The sequence below is a fragment of the Kosakonia sp. N21 genome, assembly GCF_050587465.1.
Taxonomy (GTDB): domain Bacteria; phylum Pseudomonadota; class Gammaproteobacteria; order Enterobacterales; family Enterobacteriaceae.
On sequence record NZ_JBOBHR010000003.1, the window covers coordinates 103229 to 123217 of the forward strand.

Sequence of the window (19989 nt, forward strand, 5' to 3'; positions counted from 1 at the left end):
ACACCTGGTGCCTCTCTATACTGAGCGCCTGCCGAGTTAATGGGAAATTAATATGGACGTGGCGTTAAGACGTGTTACGCCGGCCCTTGTGCGTCGTCTTCAGGTCCCGGTTCAGGTCGTATTGTATGCCGGGCTGTTCATCGTTGCTGAATACCTTGTCCAGTGGTTGCATCTGCCTTTACCGGCCAATTTGGTCGGCATGCTGCTTATGCTGGGCTTAATACTGTGCCGGGTGATCCCGCTGAGTTGGGTACGGGAGGGGGCTCGCTGGTTACTGGCGGAAATGCTGCTGTTTTTTGTGCCTGCCGTGGTCGCGGTGGTGAATTATGCACAACTGTTGATGGTGGACGGTTGGCGCATTTTTGCCGTTATTGGCCTGAGTACGTTAATGGTGCTGGGCGCGACGGCCTGGGTGGTGGATAGAGTTTATCGCTTTGAAGTGAGCAGGCTTAACAATGAGTGAGTTCTCATTAAGCGTACTGTGCCTGTTATTGACGCTGGGGTGTTATTTTCTCAATAAGCGTATTTACCGGCGTTTCCACACCTTGCCCTTAATGCCGCTGGTCTGCACCCCTGTGCTGTTGGTGTTGCTGCTGGTCTTTGGGCATATCTCCTATCAAAGCTATATGGGCGAATCGCACTGGCTGATATGGTTTCTGGGACCGGCGACCATCGCTTTTGCCGTCCCGGTGTATGACAACCTGGCGATCATTCGCCGCCACTGGATGTCGCTGTCCGCCGGGGTGATCACCGCCACTGTGGTGGCGGTCACCAGTTCGGTCTGGTTGGCGCGTTTATTCACATTACCGGATGAGATCCAGCGTAGCCTGGCGGTCCGTTCGGTTACCACGCCGTTTGCGCTTGCCGCCGCGAAACCCCTTGGCGGGCAGCCGGATTTGGTGGCGCTGTTCGTGGTGGTGACAGGCGTGTTCGGCATGGCAGTGGGCGATATGCTGTTCCTGCGTTTGTCGATCCGCGAAGGGATGGCGAAAGGCGCGGGCTTTGGCGCGGCTTCCCATGGTGCGGGCACCGCGCGATCGTATGAGCTGGGGCCGCAGGAAGGGGTTGTCGCCAGCCTGGTGATGATGCTCTCTGGTGTGGTGATGGTGCTGACCGCACCGCTGGTGGCATGGGTGATGTTTTAATGCCCCGCCAGCGCTGACGGGGCGCGAGGGTTACTGCTTTTTCAGGCGGGTGACCAGTTCAAACTCGTTAAAATTAACCGGGCGCTGTTGCTGCATGGCGATATTCCCGGCAATGCCGGTCAGGATCGACATTGCGCCAGCGCGGTGATCGGCGGCGCGTTTTAAGGGATCATGACCCGGTTCGCCAAACAGGTCCGCCAGCATGGCGTTATCGCCACCGCCATGACCACCCTCGCCGAGGGTAAAGTCTGCTTTCCACGGTGCGGCAAACATCGGGAAGACGGTAATATCACAGGATTCAAGGCTGCCCTCACTGGCGCGTTCGCCCCCGGCGTTCACGTAAGATTTTTCGACGATTTTCATCTCCAGCCGCCCCTGACTGCCGTTAAAAACCACGTTTAGCCCTTCCCACGGCAGGTAGGTGTTCAGTGAGTAGCTCAACTGGCACTGGTTCTGGTATTTCACCAGTACCGACAGCGTATCTTCAATGGTGATACCATCGCTGAAAACGCTCTGATCGCGCCAGTAGTTATCTTCGTGCTCCGCATCCAGGTACAGCGCTTTCAGTTGTGGATTCTCATCCATATGCAGGGCAAAGGGGTCGTCTTTCGCGGCGGCATAACCGTGAGCGCGTGGGTAAAAGCGGGTGATGCCGCGTTTTTCCGCGTTCTCTTTCCCGTAAAAGCGCAACCCGCCTTCGGCATACACTCGCAGCGGGTAGCTGTCGAGCCAGAAGTTCATCAAATCAAAATGATGGGTGGATTTGTGCACCAGCAAGCCGCCGCTGTTGCGTTTTTCCCGATGCCAGCGACGAAAATAGTCTGCGCCATGTTCGGTATTCAGCAGCCACTCAAAATGCACCGAGTAGACCTCGCCGATGGTGTTGTTCATCAGCAACTCGCGCACTTTGCTGTGGTGCGGTGCATAACGATAGTTAAACGCCACGCGCACGGTATGCCCGGTCTGTTCAATGGCATCCAGAATGCGTAGCGCGCGCTGTTCGTCAATGGTCATCGGTTTTTCGGTGATCACATCGCAGCCGGCATGCAGCGCCCGCACGATATAGTCATCATGGGTACGGTCCAGGGTGGTGACGATAATGATGTCCGGCCGGGTTTCCGCAATCATTGTTTCAAACTGCGCGGCTTGCCAGGTGGAAACTGGCGCAGCGCCTTCGTTTTTTAACAACTGATTGGCGTAGTCCATCCGCGTCTGGTTGCTGTCGCAAAACGCCACCATGCGGGCATTCTCTTTCCACTGACCGCCGATGGCCGAGATATATAATCCGGCGCGCCCGCCAGTACCTACCAGCGCATATTTTTTCATCGCATCCTCGTAAGTCATAAATGAATTAACGTATTGATGTATTAAAAACGGTGTTTCAGATTGGATTTTTGTACTGTAGCGCGATGGCGGAAGATGGGTACTGGCAGGTGGGGAAAATGTGATCCCCGGCCATTACTGGCCGGGGTAGGGCATTAATGTGCGCGACCTTGTTCGATACCGATACCGGTCTGCGAGCGGATAAACTGCGCGCGGAACAGTTCGCGCTCGCGGTTACCCTCTTCAGAGTTATCGGTGATGGAGAAGATCCAGATGCCGATAAACGCAATCGCAATGGAGAACAGCGCCGGATACTCATACGGGAAGACGGCGGTCGCATGACCGAGGATCTTCACCCAGATAGTCGGGCCAAGCACCATCAGAATCACGGCGGTTAACAGGCCTAGCCAGCCGCCAATCATTGCGCCACGGGTGGTCAGTTTCGACCAGTACATGGAAAGCAGAATGATCGGGAAGTTGCAACTGGCGGCAATCGAGAAGGCCAGTCCGACCATAAAGGCGATGTTCTGATTTTCAAACAGGATCCCCAGCAGGATAGCCACCACGCCAAGCACCAGCACGGTGATTTTCGAGACTTTCAGCTCCTGACGCTCCGTTGCGCCTTTACGGAATACGTTGGCGTAGAGATCGTGCGAAACCGCCGATGCGCCCGCCAGTGTCAGCCCGGCTACCACCGCCAGAATGGTGGCGAAGGCGACAGCGGAGATAAAGCCGAGGAACAGGCTGCCGCCGACCGCATTGGCCAGATGCACTGCCGCCATATTGTTGCCGCCGATCAGCGCGCCCGCGGCGTCTTTAAACGCCGGGTTCGCCCCCACCAGCATGATGGCGCCAAAACCGATGATAAAGGTCAGAATATAGAAGTACCCCATAAACCCGGTGGCGTAGAACACGCTCTTACGGGCTTCACGCGCGTCGCTGACGGTGAAGAAACGCATCAGGATATGCGGTAAGCCCGCGGTGCCGAACATCAGCCCCAGCCCGAGAGAGAGGGCAGAGACCGGATCTTTGACCAGCCCGCCAGGGCTCATGATTGCGCTGCCTTTCGGGTGTACGGACATGGCTTCGCTAAACAGGTTATTAAAGCTAAAGCCGACATGCTTCATCACCATAAAGGCCATAAAGCTGGCGCCAAACAGCAGCAATACTGCTTTGATGATTTGCACCCAGGTGGTGGCCAGCATGCCGCCGAACAGCACATACATCACCATCAGCACGCCTACCAGCACGACTGCAACGTGGTAGTTCAGGCCGAACAGCAATTCAATCAATTTACCGGCACCGACCATCTGTGCAATAAGATAGAGCGCCACCACCACCAGCGAACCGCAGGCGGAGAGTGAGCGAATCGGGCCTTGTTTAAGACGATAGGAGGCCACATCGGCAAAGGTATAGCGCCCGAGGTTACGTAAGCGTTCGGCAATCAGAAACAGGATAATCGGCCAGCCGACCAGAAAGCCGAGCGAGTAGATCAGCCCGTCGTAACCGGAGGTGTAAACCAGTGCGGAGATACCGAGAAAAGAGGCCGCCGACATATAGTCACCGGCAATGGCCAGCCCGTTTTGCAGGCCTGTGATATTGCCGCCGGCCGTGTAGTAGTCGCTCCGCGTGCGGGTCCGTTTCGACGCCCAGTAGGTGATGCACAGCGTTAATGCCACAAACACCACAAACATGATGATCGCCTGCCAGTTGGTGGGCTGGCGTTGTACTGCGCCGGTAATGGCATCGGCGGCGTTGGCTGTGAAAGGCAGTGTGGCGGCAAGCGCCGTCAGGACTCTCTTCATGATGCTTTTACCTCGTTCATCACCGCTTTTGTCAGACGATCAAACTCGCCGTTTGCCCGCCAGACGTAGACGCCGGTCAGCACAAACGAAATCAGGATCACGCCAATGCCAATCGGAATACCACGCGTTACGCTGGTACCCTCATGCAGCGGCGTGCCGAGCCACTGTGGCGCAAAGGCAATCAACAAGATAAAGCCGACATAAATAATCAGCATGATGATGGAAAGGATGAAGGCAAACCGTTGCCGTTTTTCCACTAACTCCCTGAAATGCGCACTGTTTTCAATCTGTTGATAAATATTATTCATCACAGAATTCTCCAGAGGTAAGGTCGAGGCGTTTTTTTGTACCCTCCCCCGAAGGGGAGGGCTGTAGGGGAATTACGATGGCATGGTGATCGCCTGCTTCTCTTCGAGCAGTTTTTCCACGACACCCGGATCGGCGAGCGTCGAGGTATCACCCAGATTACTGGTATCGCCTGCGGCAATTTTGCGCAGAATACGGCGCATGATTTTGCCGGAGCGGGTTTTCGGCAGCGAGTCGGTCCAGTGCAGCACATCCGGCGTTGCCAGTGGGCCTATCTCTTTACGTACCCAGTTGCGCACTTCGGTGTACAGTTCTGGCGAAGGCTCTTCGCCGTGGTTTAACGTGACATAGGCGTAAATGGCCTGGCCTTTGATGTTGTGCGGAATGCCCACCACGGCGGCTTCGGCGATTTTCGGGTGCGACACCAGCGCCGACTCAATTTCCGCCGTACCCAGACGGTGACCGGAGACGTTGAGCACGTCATCCACGCGCCCGGTGATCCAGTAGTAGCCATCTTCATCGCGACGGGCGCCGTCGCCACTGAAGTAGCGGTTTTTAAAGGTTGAGAAATAGGTTTGTTCAAAGCGTTCGTGATCGCCAAACAGGGTACGGGCCTGGCCCGGCCATGAATCGGTGATCACCAGGTTGCCTTCTGTTGCGCCATCCAGCGTGTTGCCTTCGTTATCAACCAGCGCAGGCTGAACGCCGAAGAACGGACGGGTGGCGGAACCGGCTTTCAGTTGGGTTGCACCCGGCAGCGGGGTGATCATAAAACCGCCGGTTTCCGTCTGCCACCAGGTGTCCATGACCGGGCATTTGCCATTGCCGATTTTGGACCAGTACCACTCCCAGGCTTCCGGGTTAATGGGCTCGCCCACGGAGCCTAAAATGCGCAGCGACGAACGGTCAGTGCCTTCAATCGCTTTATCGCCTTCCGCCATCAGCGCACGGATCGCTGTCGGCGCGGTATAAAGGATATTCACCTTATGTTTGTCGACCACCTGGCTCATTCGCGCCGGGGTCGGCCAGTTTGGCACCCCTTCAAACATCAGCGTGATTGCGCCGCAGGCCAGCGGACCATACAGCAGGTAGCTGTGGCCGGTGACCCAACCGACGTCGGCGGTGCACCAGTAAACATCGCCCTGGTGGTAGTCGAAGACATATTTAAATGTCGACGCGGCATACACCAGATAACCGCCAGTGGTATGCAGGACCCCTTTGGGTTTGCCGGTCGAACCTGAGGTATAGAGGATAAACAGCGGATCTTCTGCGCCGATGGCAACAGCCTGATGCTGGTCGCTGGCATTGTCGGTCAGATCGTGCCACCACAGGTCGCGCCCTTCATGCCACTCCGTTTTACCGCCGGTGCGTTTCAGCACCACCACATGTTCAACGCTGTTCACGTGCGGGTTTTTCAACGCGTCGTCGACGTTTTTCTTCAGCGGGATAGTCCGCCCGGCGCGGACGCCCTCATCGGCGGTGATCACCAGGCGTGAACTGGAGTCGATAATGCGCCCGGCAACCGCTTCCGGCGAGAAACCGCCGAAAATAACCGAATGCACAGCGCCAATGCGTGCGCAGGCGAGCATGGCGACGGCGGCTTCCGGCACCATGGGCATATAAATCGCCACCACATCGCCTTTTTTGATGCCGAGATCGACCAGCACGTTAGCGAAACGGCATACGTCGCGGTGCAACTCGCGGTAGGTCAGGGTTTTGTTCTGGCTTGCGTCATCGCCTTCCCAAATAATCGCGGTTTGGTCGCCACGCTCAGCGAGATGGCGGTCCAGGCAGTTGGCGGCAAGGTTTAGCGTGCCGTCTTCGTACCATTTGATGGAAACATTGCCGGGGGCGAAGGAGGTGTTTTTCACCTTCGTATAGGGCGTGATCCAGTCGAGGATCTTGCCTTGCTCGCCCCAGAAGGCGTCAGGGTCTGTGACGGATTGCTGATATTTGGCCTCATACTGCTCCGGATTAATCAGGCAACGTTCCGCAATATTTGCGGGAATATCGTGTTTATGTATTTGGCTCATGGCATTTGCTCTCCTTGTAGGATGTTAATAATATGTCACGTAAAAGTTAATTGAAGAGCCCTTACCTGTTTTGTTTATTATTTGCGCGACAGATCACGCATTAATTGTATGGTATGAAAAAGCAGCAAAATAAATGCACTAGCGTGCATCGGAAGCAAAAAAAAGCCGCGTGGTGATAAATTAGATTCATAACAGCAGGTTATGAAAAGTGACAATTCGATTACGCCTGATAGGGTGACAAAGCGGTAGGTGGGTATAAGCTTCTGAAAATTTATCGCCTGATTGATAGTGTGGTTATTATTTTTTATGTGAACTATTCACTGTTCTAATGAATAATCGCAGACAATATTTCCGCAATAAATTGTCAGCACGGCATTTCTTCTGCCTAAAAAATACGCAAATGAACAAATACGCGCTAATAATTTCCAAACGTAAATATTGGAATTAGACAGGCTAAAAAATTTTCTATAACAAAAGCTTATTTAACGTAACTAAAATAAAAGACGGTTTTTAGATAAAAATTCAGTCAAACCCCCTCCCGGTATAGGGTTGCGCGTTACACCCCGCAAATGGTACTGATAATGCGCATTAAAAAACCCCGCAATACCGTGCGACGCTAATCATACCCTTTCAGTATGTGTCGTTCCTGAGCATGGAATGGTGCTTCATTGAGGATGTCTGTAGTTATGAAAAACATGAAAGTCAGCCTGGCCTGGCAGATTTTGCTGGCCCTGGTGCTGGGTATTCTTCTGGGTAGTTATCTGCATTACCAAAGCGATAGCCGTGAATGGCTGATTGCTAATCTCCTGTCTCCGGCAGGCGATATCTTTATCCATCTGATCAAAATGATTGTGGTGCCGATTGTTATCTCCACGCTTGTTGTCGGGATTGCCGGTGTCGGTGATGCGAAACAGCTCGGGCGTATCGGCGCGAAAACCATCATCTATTTCGAAGTGATCACTACGGTTGCTATTGTTCTTGGCATCACGCTGGCGAATGTTTTCCAGCCGGGTGCGGGTATCGATATGTCGCAGCTGGCGACGGTGGATATTTCGAAATACCAAAGCACCACCGCGGAAGTGCAAAGTCACGCCCACGGCCTGATGGGGACGATCTTATCGTTGGTGCCGACCAATATCATCGCGTCGATGGCGAAAGGCGATATGCTGCCGGTTATCTTCTTCTCGGTGCTGTTTGGCCTGGGGCTCTCTTCCCTGCCGGCATCGCACCGTGAACCGCTGGTGACGGTGTTCCGCTCAATCTCTGAAACCATGTTCAAAGTCACCCACATGGTGATGCGCTATGCGCCGGTAGGCGTGTTTGCGTTGATCTCGGTGACGGTGGCGAACTTTGGTTTTGCCTCACTGTGGCCGCTGGCGAAGCTGGTGATCCTCGTCTATTTCGCCATTCTGTTCTTTGCACTGGTGGTGTTGGGCATCGTGGCGCGAATCTGCGGGCTGAGCATCTGGATCCTGATTCGTATCCTTAAAGAAGAGCTGATTCTGGCGTACTCCACTGCCAGCTCGGAAAGCGTGCTGCCGCGCATTATCGAGAAAATGGAAGCCTATGGCGCACCGGCGTCAATCACCAGCTTTGTGGTGCCGACCGGTTACTCCTTTAACCTCGATGGTTCCACGCTGTATCAGAGTATTGCCGCAATCTTTATTGCCCAGTTGTACGGCATTGATCTGTCACTCGGGCAGGAGATTATCCTCGTACTGACGCTGATGGTGACCTCAAAAGGCATTGCTGGCGTTCCGGGCGTCTCGTTCGTGGTGTTGCTGGCAACGCTGGGCAGCGTCGGTATTCCGCTGGAAGGCCTGGCGTTTATCGCCGGTGTTGACCGTATCCTCGATATGGGCCGTACCGCGCTGAATGTGGTGGGCAACGCGCTGGCGGTACTGGTGATTGCGAAGTGGGAACACAAGTTTGACCGCAAAAAAGCGCTGGCGTATGAGCGCGAAGTGCTGGGCAAATTCGACAAGACCGCCGATCAGTAAGCCTCTTAATCCCTCCTTCACGGAGGGATTTTTTTTACCGTTTCCCTGCCATTCCCCGGCTAACAATCGCCAGAAAGGCCATACCCACGGGCACCAGCGATCCCCAGAGTACAGCGTCCCAGCCAAACGCATTCAGCAGTGCGCCGGAAGAAAAAGAGCCGACGATCATCACGCCGAAGACAATAAAATCATTCAGCGATTGCACCCGGGTTTTCTCTTCAGGACGGTGGAAGTCGATGATTTTTGCCGATGCACCGGTAAAGCCGAAGTTCCAGCCCAGCCCCAGCAGAATAAGCGAAACCCAGTAGTGCGCCACTCCGGTTCCCGACAGACCCACCGCCACCGACAGGGCGGTGATCAACAACCCCGCCGCGCCAACCGGGTGTGCGCCGAAGCGGTTAATCAGCTTACCGGTAAAGAACCCTGGCGCGTACATGGCGATCACATGCCACTGCAGACCGAGATTGGAGGCCTGCAGCGAAATGCCGTGTATATGCATCGACAGAGGGGCTGCGGTCATGAGGAAATTCATCACCATGTATGAAACCGCGCCGCCAAAGACGGTGCGCGCAAAGCCCGGCTGGCGGACAATTTCAGACAGCGGTCGGCCACCGCGGATGGCTTCCGGCGTCGGAGGCGTCGATATCACGCCCATCAGCACCAGTGCGGAGATGGCCGCCACCGCCGCCTGGGCAAGAAAGGTCACGGCAAAGGTATGGGCAGGCCAGAGATCCAGCGTGGCGGTGACCAGCATCGGCCCGATCACACCCGCCGCTACGCCGCCGCCCATCACCAGTGACAACGCTCTGGCGCGCCGTTCTTTCCCCACGCCATCTGTGGCGGCGAAACGGAACGATAAGGCCACGGCGGCGTAAGCGCCCCCCATAAACGCAGCCAGGCAAAAGAGCGTAAATGTGCCCAGCACCACCGCCAGCGCTGCTGTCAGCCCGGTCAGCACCCCCAGCGCCGTGCCTGTCATAAATGCCGCTCGCCTGCCATGGCGACGGGCAAGCGCGCCGAATGGCAGAATGCTCGCCGCCATACCCAGCACAAAGACCGTGACCGGCAGCGTGGCCAGTGTGCTGCTCGGGGCAATGGTGTTGCCGACAATCGCCCCGGTGGCGTAGAAGACCACCGAATTCGCCCCGGCCAGCGCCTGCGCCGTAGCCAGACGCATGATGTTCTTATTCTGCTGACTTACCGGCAGCTCTGTTTCTGATAATTTCAAGGCGATACTCCGGGGGGATCCTGTCCGTGACATTACACGAGCGGAGGCGTTGCTGCACTCACATCGCGGATTGCGCGGTTGCTCGCGGCAACAATCATTGAAGAGGGAAGCCTCAGCCCATTTATCGTTCCCGTTCCGGTAAAGCGCGCCTGACGCGGGTCGTATAACATTGTCACCCGAATGCATAATGCAGAAAGTGATAAATTGGGTGCGTTAAGACCTCTCCCCCCAGGAAAAGCTGGCGGGTTTCCCCACCAGCCAGGTTTAGCCTGCTATGCAGGCTAATTTTGCCGCCACTTCCTGATGCTGGCTCTTTATTTTTAACTCACAGAGTCTCCCCTGATTAATAAAGGCGAACAGCAGGATTGTTACACAAACAATTAATAGAATGCCTAACAAATATTTCAATGGCGTCATGCCTTTTACTCCTTGCAATAAAAAGAATAAGAGGCTAACCTTCCACCTGTCCAGGGTGTGAGGGTTAGCCCCGGGTTTATGGAAACATAGCCCGGGGCTTACTACTTCCCTCCCTAAACATAATAATGCTTAAGTCAGAAAGCCTTAAGCACCCGCCCGATATCATAATTTCACGTGTCGAAAAAGAAAGATGTAATTCCCCTTTCGATAAATTACATATTTTATGGAATCGCGATCCCGAATAATTAATTCGCTTCGTATATATGCTGAAATAAATAAAAAGCGGAGTGAATTAATCACTCCGCTTTAATAAGATGACTACTGTCGGTTATTAACCCAGTGCGCTTTCGCGCAGGCGGGTTTTTAACTTGTTGTACTCATCTATCACATACTGCTCGGCGGCGCGCTGATCGGCGATCGGTTCCACACGCACGGCGCAGTATTTGTACTCCGGTGTTTTGGTAATCGGGCTGAGGTTTTCCGTCACCAGCTCGTTACAAGCGCCAATCCACCACTGGTAGGTCATGTACACCGCACCCTTGTTCGGACGCTCGCTAACCTGTGCACGAGTGATGATCCGCCCTTTGCGCGAGTTCACCCACACCAGCGCTTCATCTTCAATGCCCAACCTTGCGGCATCGGCCGTGTTGATTTGCGCATAGCCCGGTTCATCCGCCAGTGCGGCCAGCGCAGCGCAGTTACCGGTCATGGAGCGGCACGAGTAGTGGCCCACTTCACGTACGGTAGACAGCACCATCGGATACTCTTCCGTCAGTTTATCCTTCGGCGCAACCCAGTCGCAGGTGAAGAACTTCGCCAGCCCGTTCGGGGTATCGAACTTCTCTTTAAACAGATAAGACGTGCCCTGATCGGCATCCGATGTATCGCGACACGGCCACTGAATGTAGCCCAGCTCACCCATTTTTTCGTAGGTAGCGCCATAGAAGTCCGGGCACAGATGACGCAATTCGTCCCAGATTTCCTGCGTGTTGTTGTAATGCATCGGGTAACCCATACGGGTGGCGATCTCACTGATAATTTGCCAGTCCGTTTTCAGATCCCACTTCGGTTCGACCGCTTTAAAGAAGCGCTGGAAGCCGCGATCCGCTGCGGTGTAAACACCTTCATGTTCACCCCACGAGGTAGACGGCAGAATGACGTCCGCCGCCGAGGCGGTTTTGGTCATGAAAATGTCCTGCACAATCACCAGATCGAGTTCTTCAAACGCCTTACGCACGGCGGACAGTTCGGCATCCGTTTGCAGCGGATCTTCGCCCATAATGTAAGCGGCACGGACTTCGCCATGCGCCACGCGATGCGGCAACTCGCTGATGCGATAACCGGTATGCGCAGGCAGACTCTCCACACCCCAGGCTTTAGCGAATTTCTCGCGGTGCGCATCCTCTTTCACATACTGATAGCCAGGGAACGTATCCGGCAGCGCACCCATGTCACAGGCACCCTGAACGTTATTCTGACCACGCACCGGGTTAACCCCAACGTGGGCTTTCCCCAGATTCCCCGTCAACATGGCGAGGCTGGTCAGCGAACGCACGGTTTCAACGCCCTGATAGAACTGTGTGACTCCCATCCCCCACAGAATCGCCGCCGTTTTGGCGCCAGCGTACATGCGGGCGGCCTGGCGGATCTCCTGTGCGCTCACGCCGGTAACATCCTCAACGGATTCCGGGGTGTAGCCTTCGACAATCTTCCGGTACTCTTCAAAGCCCTCTGTACGGTTGGCGACGAACGCCTGGTCGTACAGGTTTTCTTCGATAATCACATGCCCCATTGCGTTAAGCAGGGCGATATTCGACCCGTTTTTCAATGCGACGTGCATATCGGCAATGCGCGCGGTTTCAATTCTGCGCGGATCGCAGACGATGATTTTCGCCCCGTTCTGTTTCGCCCGAATAATATGATTGGCGACGATAGGGTGAGAATCCGCCGGGTTGTAACCAAAGATAAACACTAAGTCCGTGTTATCAATTTCATTAATGGCATTACTCATCGCGCCATTACCGACCGATTGGTGCAGACCTGCAACCGAGGGGCCGTGTCAGACACGAGCGCAGCAATCGACGTTATTGGTTCCAATAACGGCGCGCGCGAATTTTTGCATTATGTAGTTGGTTTCATTACCCGTACCGCGGGAAGAGCCGGTGGTCTGGATGGCATCCGGACCGTACTTCTCTTTGATCGCTTTTAAGCGCCCGGCGACATAATCGAGGGCTTCATCCCAGGATACAGACTCCAGTTTGCCGCCACGCTGGCGGCGGATCATCGGGGTTTTCAGACGAGGCGTCAGGATTTGGGTATCGTTAATGAAATCCCAACCGTAGTAGCCCTTCAGACAGAGGGTACCCTGATTGGTCTTCCCCTGTGCTGCCTCCGCCCGAACGATTTTGCCGTTATCGACCACCAGATGGATCTTGCATCCCGAGGCGCAATACGGGCAAACCGTGACGACTTTTTTCATCACTTTCGCTCCAGTTAACATTGTCGCCCCCCATTATGCATCTTCTATGCCATAGCGTTATTGGGGGTATTGACTGATATTACGGCGGATATTTGGTCAAAATACTGACGAAACGCAGGTCATCGTCAAAAGTGACGTGTCGAAAGGCGAGGGGGATGTGACCGTGATTAAAAAAACGGCATTTATTCACTGCATTTATCTCTGGCTACCAACAGAATGGATCACACTTAGCCCAACGAAGCCTGCGGACGCGACTGATGAAACCTGCGATTTTGGTGGTGGATGACGATACGGCGGTGTGCGCACTGCTGGAAGATGTGCTTAACGAGCATGTCTTTACGGTCTACGTCTGTCATAACGGGCTGGATGCGCTGGCGCTGGCTGGCGAAAAAACGGATATCGCGCTGGTGCTGCTGGATATGATGCTGCCGGATATCAACGGGTTGCGCGTGTTGCAGCAGTTGCAAAAGCAGCGGCCTGAACTGCCGGTTGTGATGCTTACCGGTTTAGGCAGCGAGTCGGATGTGGTGGTCGGGCTGGAGATGGGCGCAGACGATTACATTGGTAAACCGTTTAATGCGCGCGTGCTTGTGGCGCGGGTTAAGGCCGTGCTGCGCCGTACTGGCGTACTGGCCGCCGAAACGCCTGCGGCGAAATCCGCCGGTTTCCTTTTTAACGGCTGGCATCTCGATCCTGAACGCTGCGAGCTGTTTAACCCGCAGCAGCAACGGGTGGCCCTGACACAGGGCGAGTACAGTTTGCTGCTGGCGCTGGTGCAGAACGCGCGCCGGGTGTTGAGCCGCGAACAGCTGCTGACGTTAACCCACAGCGAAAGCGTGGAGGTCTTTGACCGCACCATCGACGTACTGATTATGCGGCTGCGACGCAAAATCGAAGCGAACCCTCACCAACCCGGTTTTATCAAAACCCTGCGCGGCCTGGGCTACGTATTTGCCGCAGATGTTGCCCATAACCACCAGGCGGCGTAGGCCATTAACGCGCGCCGGACGTTACGCCGGAAGATCCATCTCCTGTTGCAACGCTTCCAGCGTTTTTGCGCCATCAATTGCGTTGGCGCACAGCAGACTGGCGCGGGCGCAGGCGTGCGCCAGACGGACGCTGGCCTGCAACGACCATGCTTCATGACAGCCATATAAAAATCCGGCGCAGAACGCATCCCCCGCGCCAACGCTGCCAATAATTTCCGCCTGGCTTAACATGCGCGAAGGGATCCACTCGCCTGCCTGCCCGGCGGCTTCGCCCCACGCACCTTCCGGGCAGTGGATCACCACCCGTTGTTTCACCCCTGCCGCCAGCAGTTTTGCCGCCGCGAGGGAAATATTGTCGATATGCGGCCCGTCGTCCGCGGTGCGCATCTCCAGGCCGCTGAATTCTCCGGCTTCCAGTTCGTTAATCACCAGATAATCGAGATGCTTCAGACACGGCAATACCAGCGGCTGATAGCGCGGATCGCCCTTGCGCGACACCAAATCCAGCGAGGTTTCGTAACCCTGCTCACGCATTTGCGCCAGCAGCCGCGCGCTGCGGGTGCCAAATGTCTCGTCCGGCATATCCAGGCTGTCGAGCAGCAGTAAATAGCCGAGATGGAAGATTTTCATGCTGCTATCAAGGCGTTCGAAGGCGGGCAGATCCAGCAGACGATTAGCCCCTGGCGAGTGGAAAAAGGTGCGCTGCCCGGTGGGATCGGTCATCACTTGTGACATGGAGGTCGGTGCGGCGTGAGTGCGTTGCACATGCTGGCGGTTGACATGGTACTGCTCAAGCATCGCCATAATATAGTCGCCATCGCTGTCTTCACCCACCAGCCCCACTGCCTGCAACGGCATGCCGGTGTGCATTTTCGCCAGCGTCAGCAGCACATTAAGCGGTGCGCCGCCGGTCGACCGCTCGCTGTGGGTGATCTCCGCCAACCAGCCGCGCTCCGGCCACTGCACAATTTGGTGGACATGATCGACCAGCATATTTCCCGCCGCGATAACCCCCTTACGGTCCATCAGATTTGCCCCGCGCTGCCAAAGATCCGCATCTGCCCGGCAACGGTATCGGTTATCGCTTCTTCGATACCCAGCAGCAGTTGCGCGAACTCATCGTACAGCGGCTGGCGGTTTGCCATTTGCTGCTCAATGGCGCCCAGCGCCGCCTGTGACATGCCGGTGTAGAAGTTGATTTTGTGGATGCCGAGCGAAATAGCGCGCCGGAAATCCGCATCGCTGATGCCGGACCCCCCATGCAGCACCAGCGGCAGTCCGGTCTGCTGGCGAATTGCATCCAGCCGTTCAAAATCGAGTTTCGGCTCGCCTTTGTATTTGCCGTGGGCATTGCCGATAGCCACGGCAAGGGTGTCGATACCGGTGCGATCCACAAAGTCCCGCGCCAGTTGAGGATCGGTAAAGTACGCTTCATCGGCGTGACCATAGAGCGCGCCGCCTTCATCACCGCCTACCGCCCCCAGTTCCGCCTCGACCGAAACGCCGACGGCGTGGCACATTTTCACTACTTCCCGGGTCTGGCGAATATTCTCTTCATACTCCAGCGTGGAGCCATCGAACATCACGGAGCTAAAACCGAGACGCAAAGCGCGCACCACCGACTCAAAATGCAGACCGTGATCGAGGTTAAGCACCACCGGAATGGCGTGGCGGGCGGCTTCAAACTTCACGGCCTCAACCAGCGAATCCAGCGAGATATATTTAAAATGCACTTCAGCAATATTGATAATAAACGGCGAACGTTCCTGCTTTGCAGCGGCGAAGAGGGCGCGCAAAAAGTGGGAGTCGAGCACATTGAACGCACCTAAGGCGTAGTGATGCTCGCGGGCGTGCGCCAGCCCGTCGGCAAGAGAAATCATCGGCATAATGGCCTCCTTCTACACCGGATAGTTAGCTCAGAAACAGGTGGTATTCGTTGCACAGCACCAGCTGTGCCGGTTCGTCTTCCAGCACGTTATTGAAGCGATCAAACGGTTGCAGGAAGCGGTTGTCATGTTCGTCATCATTCACTGACGACACTTCGCCAACCAGCACATCGCCGAAGCCCGGTTCGCCCCAGAAGCTGTGATACAGCCCTGGCGCCAGCGTGATGCTTTCCCCTGGTGAGAGGCGCAACTGGCTGCCTGCTGCGTGAGTCTGAATGCAGCCATCAATGACCACGGTAACGTCGCGCATGTCTGTTTGTTCGTGCGCGTCGGCGTTCCACAGTTCAATAATTAAATTACCGCCGCCACGATTAATGATGTCTTCGCGCTTACGCCAGTGAAAATGCATCGGCGTGACCTGTGCGTCGCGCACATGCATGATCTTTTCCGCATAACACTTTTCATACGGCGTGCCGTTGGGCGAACCGTTGCGCAGGGTAAACAGTGTCAGACCCTGAGCGGCGAAGTTCGATCCGCCAAAGGCGGTGACGTCCCACCCCAGCTTCAGATCGAAGACTTCGCGCCAGGCTTCCCGATCAAGTTGTTGCCATTTGGTCGGCGGAAAGTTGGCGAACGGCGGCAGGTGCACATCATGCATCGAGAAAAACTGCCGCGTATGACCGAGAATTTCATTAATCGCAGAGCGTTTCATGGTATCCCCTGGGTTGGCGTTCCCTCTCCCTTGCGAGAGAGGGAGATGTCCCTTATTTAACCGTCCAGCCTTTGTAGCTGCCGACATTCTGTTTATCGATCAGGGTCACCGGGATCAGCACCGGCGCTTTGGGGGCCGGTTTGCCCTGCAGGATGTCATAACCAATTTCCACCGCGCGGGCCGCCATCACTTGCGGATCCTGCGCCGGAGTGGCGACAAACAGTGAGTTTTTACGTTTCAGCGCCTCTTCACCGTCCGGGCTGCCATCGACGCCGACAATAAAGAACTCGTTACGCTGCGCCTGTTTCGCTGCCAGATCCGCGCCGATCGCCGTCGGATCGTTAATCGCGAAGACGCCATCGATTTTCGGGTTCGCGGCCAGCAGTGACGTCATCACCTCCAGCCCGCCTTCGCGGCTGCCTTTGGCGTTTTGGTTATCAGACAGCACCTTAATATCCGGGTGGCGTTTAAACTCGGTCTGGCAACCTTCGACACGGTTCTGCACCGCAGAAACCGGCGGTCCGTTGATGATCACCACATTGCCTTTGCCTTTCAGGCGGTCAGTAATGTATTTACAGGCGATTTCGCCTGCCTGGGTGTTATCGGAGGTGATGGTCGCGTCAGCGCCTTCTGCCGCAACGTCTACCGCCACCACCACAATACCGGCGTCTTTGGCGCGTTTTACCGCCGGGCCAATGCCTTTGGAATCGGCGGCGTTGAGAATGATCATGTCGACTTTGGCGGCAATAAAGTTATCGATCTGTCCTACCTGCTGGCCCAGATCGTAGCCGCTGGAGACCAGTGTGACTTTGACGTTATCGCCTGCCAGTTTGCGTGCTTCCAGCTCCGCGCCTTTGGTGATCTGCACGAAGAACGGGTTCGCCAGATCGCCCACCGTGACGCCGATGGATTTCAAATCTTTGGCCTGCGCAAAAGGTGCACTGGCCAGCAGAGCGCCAGCGCAGAGCGCAGTGACAAGAGGTTTAAGACGCATGCTGTAATCCTCGCTTCTGTTTTGTAGGGTTTCGTTATGCTGCCTGATGATGCCGGGTACGGTATTTGTCGATCAGCACCGCAATGATGATCACCGCCCCTTTGATCACCAATTGCCAGAAGTAGGAGACGCCCATCAGCGTCATCCCGTTATTTAGCGTGGCGATAATCAGCGCCCCCACCAGCGTACCGGTGATGGTGCCAATGCCGCCGACAAAGCTGGTGCCACCGAGGATCACCGCCGCGATCGCGTCCAGCTCATAGCCCATGCCGAGGTTGCCGTTGGCGCTGTACAGGCGCGAGGCGCTCATCACCCCACCCAGCCCCGATAACAGGCCGCTCATGCCATACACGAACAGCAGCACCAGCCACACCTTAATGCCGGTCAGCCGTGCGGCCTGCATATTGCCGCCGACCGCATAAATATGAACCCCGAGCGTGGTGCGGCGCAGAATAAACCAGCACAGTGCCACTACCGCCAGCGCGATCACTACCAGCCACGGCACCGGGCCAAGGTAGTTGTTGCCCACCCACTCAAAACTGATGTCGGAGTTGATCACCGTCGTGCCATCGGCCAGTAAATACGCCGCCCCACGCAGCGCCGTATAGGTGCCGAGCGTGACGATAAACGGCGGCAACCCGGCAAACGCGACCAGCACACCGTTAAACAGGCCGAGCAACAGGCCGAGCATCAACGCCGCCGGGACCGATAGCATGGCGAATTGTGGGATCAGCGACACCACCATTGCCGCCACCGCCGTGGTGCCGAGAATTGAGCCGACCGACAGGTCGATCCCGCCGGTGAGGATGATGAAGGTCATCCCGGCCGCCAGCACAATATTGATTGACGCCTGACGGGTGATATTCAGCAGGTTACTTTCGGTGAAGAAGTTCGGTGCGATAAAACCGAAAACAGCGACGATCAGGATCAAAATCGGCAAGATACCGACCGTTTGCATCAGATCGCCCATCAGCATCTTTTTCGCGGAAGCCGATTTCGCCACCGGCACGGCGGCATTGTCTTTGGAGTCAGTCATGAGGCACCGCCTGGTGATGAGAGTCGTTAACGCCGGTGGCCAGCGTCATAATGTTTTCCTGGGTGATGCTGTCGCCGTGCAACTCGCCCGCAATACTGCCTTCGCGCATCACGTAGACGCGGTCGCTCATGCCGACCACTTCCGGCAGTTCGCTGGAGATCATCAGAATGGCCACGCCCTGACGCGCCATCTGGTTCATGATGCGGTAGATCTCGCTTTTCGCTCCGACATCGACGCCGCGAGTGGGCTCGTCAAGGATCAGAATGCGCGGGCCTATCGCTACCCAGCGGGAGATCAGCAATTTTTGCTGATTGCCGCCGGACAATCCGCCCGCCCGTACCTGCGCATGCGGTACGCGAATATTGAGCAACTTGATGGCGTCATCGGAGATGGTCTGCGCTTTTTTGCGGTTAAGCATGCCCCAGGCCGCGTCGCGTTCCAGCGTTGCCATGGTGATATTCTCCTGCGCTGCCAGTTCAAGGAACAGGCCCTGCTCTTTGCGGTTCTCCGTCAGGAAACCAATGCCTAAATCAATCGCCGCGCGCGGGGAGTGGATCACCACCGGTTCACCGTCGATTTCGATCATGCCGCCAGTGGCTTTACGTACGCCAAAGATCAGTTGCGCCAGCTCTGAACGCCCGGCACCCACCAGCCCGGCGAGACCGACGATTTCCCCGGCGCGGACGCACAAACTGACGGGCTGAATTTTTTCACCGTCGGTCAGGTGATGAATGTTCAGCCGCGGGTTACCGAGCGGAATATCGCGCTCTTTATTAAACAGGTCGCTTAACGGACGCCCGACCATCATGCGCACCAGTTCGGAGGCATTCAGTTTGTCGCGCGTCAGGCTGCCTACGTACTGCCCGTCGCGCAGCACGCTGACGCGATCGGAAAGTTCATACACTTCCGCCATGCGATGGCTGATGTAGATAATGGCCATCCCTTCGTCGCGCAGACGCAAAATGAGTTCAAACAGGCGGTGTGTTTCGCGGGAGGAGAGGGCGGCGGTGGGTTCATCCATCACCAGAATGCGGCTGTTGCGGTGCAGCGCACGGGCGATTTCCACCTGCTGTTGTTCGGCGATGGTCAGTTTCATCACCCGGTCGGTGGCCTTAAAGTGGGCACCGAGACGGTCAATGACCGCCTGCGCCTGAGCGACCATCTCTTTGCGTTGTACCAGCCCGCCGCGCGCCAGTTCGCTGCCCAGAAAGATGTTTTCCGCCACGGTCAGATTGGGGGCGAGTTGCATCTCCTGGTAAATCAGGGTAATGCCCGCAGCCAGCGCATCTTTCGGCCCTTTGATGGCGTAGGGCTGTCCGTCGATCAGGATCTCGCCGCTGGTAGCACTGTAAGCGCCGGCAAGGATCTTCATCAGCGTGCTTTTTCCTGCGCCGTTCTCGCCCATCAGCGCATGGATCTCACCGGGCCAGACGGTTAAATCCACCCCTTTGAGCGCAAAGAACTTGCCGAACGCTTTGGCAATATTGCGCATCTCCAGTACGGGCATGTTGCTCATGTCCTGGCTCCTGAGAAGAACGATATCCGCACTTCATCACACGTTGGTAAATGCAAAATGTCAGAAGCTGTTCATATTTGTCATAGTGACGTTAAGAAACTGTTTAACCCTCTTCTGGAG

17 protein-coding genes are annotated in these 19989 nt (G+C 55.9%); 4 read left to right on the forward strand and 13 right to left on the reverse strand.

Going from position 1 to position 19989, the window contains the following annotated elements:
- The first annotated feature begins 52 nt into the window (after window positions 1–52).
- Together ACQ3G7_RS07600 and ACQ3G7_RS07605 are read left to right on the forward strand one after the other, a co-directional pair.
- Window positions 53–463, forward strand: a complete 411-nt coding sequence (locus tag ACQ3G7_RS07600) for a CidA/LrgA family protein (RefSeq protein ID WP_263098400.1) — start codon at window positions 53–55, stop codon at window positions 461–463.
- Entirely contained in the window at window positions 456–1145 is a 690-nt protein-coding gene (locus ACQ3G7_RS07605; protein ID WP_430889407.1) for an LrgB family protein, read from the forward strand. The genes ACQ3G7_RS07600 and ACQ3G7_RS07605 overlap by 8 nt, the downstream gene beginning before the upstream one ends.
- Before the next feature lie 30 nt (window positions 1146–1175).
- On the opposite strand, the gene ACQ3G7_RS07610 is transcribed toward ACQ3G7_RS07605, so the two are convergent.
- From ACQ3G7_RS07610 to acs, 4 genes are all read right to left on the reverse strand, one after another.
- Window positions 1176–2471, reverse strand: a complete 1296-nt coding sequence (locus ACQ3G7_RS07610; protein WP_430889408.1) for a Gfo/Idh/MocA family protein — start codon at window positions 2469–2471, stop codon at window positions 1176–1178.
- A gap of 152 nt (window positions 2472–2623) precedes the next feature.
- A complete protein-coding gene (gene actP / locus ACQ3G7_RS07615; protein WP_430889409.1) occupies window positions 2624–4273 on the reverse strand; it encodes a cation/acetate symporter ActP in 1650 nt (549 codons plus the stop codon).
- Entirely contained in the window at window positions 4270–4581 is a 312-nt protein-coding gene (locus tag ACQ3G7_RS07620; RefSeq protein ID WP_263100986.1) for a DUF485 domain-containing protein, read from the reverse strand. Before ACQ3G7_RS07620 ends, actP begins: the two co-directional genes overlap by 4 nt.
- Window positions 4582–4653: 72 nt before the next feature.
- On the reverse strand, window positions 4654–6612 hold the full coding sequence (acs, locus tag ACQ3G7_RS07625) for an acetate--CoA ligase (RefSeq protein WP_430889410.1): 1959 nt from the start codon (window positions 6610–6612) through the stop codon (window positions 4654–4656).
- Window positions 6613–7298: 686 nt separating this feature from the next.
- On the opposite strand from acs, the gene gltP reads away from it, so the two are divergent.
- On the forward strand, window positions 7299–8612 hold the full coding sequence (gene gltP / locus ACQ3G7_RS07630) for a glutamate/aspartate:proton symporter GltP (protein WP_061498683.1): 1314 nt from the start codon (window positions 7299–7301) through the stop codon (window positions 8610–8612).
- A 34-nt stretch (window positions 8613–8646) separates the two neighbouring features.
- On the opposite strand, the gene ACQ3G7_RS07635 is transcribed toward gltP, so the two are convergent.
- The 3 genes from ACQ3G7_RS07635 to fdhF form a co-directional block, all read right to left on the reverse strand.
- On the reverse strand, window positions 8647–9789 hold the full coding sequence (locus ACQ3G7_RS07635) for an MFS transporter (RefSeq protein WP_430889727.1): 1143 nt from the start codon (window positions 9787–9789) through the stop codon (window positions 8647–8649).
- Between the two features lie 315 nt (window positions 9790–10104).
- Window positions 10105–10257 (reverse strand): Hok/Gef family protein, encoded by a 153-nt coding sequence (locus ACQ3G7_RS07640; protein WP_263098394.1) that lies wholly within the window; start codon window positions 10255–10257, stop codon window positions 10105–10107.
- Window positions 10258–10588: 331 nt separating this feature from the next.
- A complete protein-coding gene (fdhF, locus tag ACQ3G7_RS07645) occupies window positions 10589–12736 on the reverse strand; it encodes a formate dehydrogenase subunit alpha (RefSeq protein WP_430889411.1) in 2148 nt (715 codons plus the stop codon).
- Window positions 12737–12993: 257 nt separating this feature from the next.
- On the opposite strand from fdhF, the gene ACQ3G7_RS07650 reads away from it, so the two are divergent.
- Window positions 12994–13725 (forward strand): response regulator, encoded by a 732-nt coding sequence (locus tag ACQ3G7_RS07650; RefSeq protein WP_430889412.1) that lies wholly within the window; start codon window positions 12994–12996, stop codon window positions 13723–13725.
- 21 nt (window positions 13726–13746) lie between these two features.
- Here the strand turns inward: ACQ3G7_RS07650 and ACQ3G7_RS07655 are convergent, their stop codons facing one another.
- The 6 genes from ACQ3G7_RS07655 to ACQ3G7_RS07680 are packed head-to-tail and all read right to left on the reverse strand — an operon-like array spanning window position 13747 to window position 19869.
- Window positions 13747–14754 carry a carbohydrate kinase family protein gene (locus ACQ3G7_RS07655; RefSeq protein ID WP_430889728.1) on the reverse strand — a complete coding sequence of 336 codons (1008 nt, stop codon included), beginning with the start codon at window positions 14752–14754 and terminating at the stop codon, window positions 13747–13749.
- Window positions 14751–15611, reverse strand: coding sequence for a ketose 1,6-bisphosphate aldolase (locus tag ACQ3G7_RS07660; protein ID WP_263098391.1), 861 nt, complete (start codon window positions 15609–15611; stop codon window positions 14751–14753). The genes ACQ3G7_RS07655 and ACQ3G7_RS07660 overlap by 4 nt, the downstream gene beginning before the upstream one ends.
- 25 nt (window positions 15612–15636) lie before the next feature.
- Complete coding sequence (locus ACQ3G7_RS07665; RefSeq protein ID WP_430889413.1) at window positions 15637–16323, reverse strand: D-lyxose/D-mannose isomerase; 687 nt, start codon at window positions 16321–16323, stop codon at window positions 15637–15639.
- 52 nt (window positions 16324–16375) lie between these two features.
- On the reverse strand, window positions 16376–17317 hold the full coding sequence (locus tag ACQ3G7_RS07670) for an ABC transporter substrate-binding protein (protein ID WP_430889414.1): 942 nt from the start codon (window positions 17315–17317) through the stop codon (window positions 16376–16378).
- A 34-nt stretch (window positions 17318–17351) separates the two neighbouring features.
- The gene (locus ACQ3G7_RS07675; protein WP_430889415.1) at window positions 17352–18353 is read right to left on the reverse strand and encodes an ABC transporter permease subunit; all 1002 of its coding nucleotides are present in this window, start codon (window positions 18351–18353) and stop codon (window positions 17352–17354) included.
- Window positions 18346–19869 carry a sugar ABC transporter ATP-binding protein gene (locus ACQ3G7_RS07680; RefSeq protein WP_430889416.1) on the reverse strand — a complete coding sequence of 508 codons (1524 nt, stop codon included), beginning with the start codon at window positions 19867–19869 and terminating at the stop codon, window positions 18346–18348. The genes ACQ3G7_RS07675 and ACQ3G7_RS07680 overlap by 8 nt, the downstream gene beginning before the upstream one ends.
- Window positions 19870–19989: the final 120 nt, after the last annotated feature.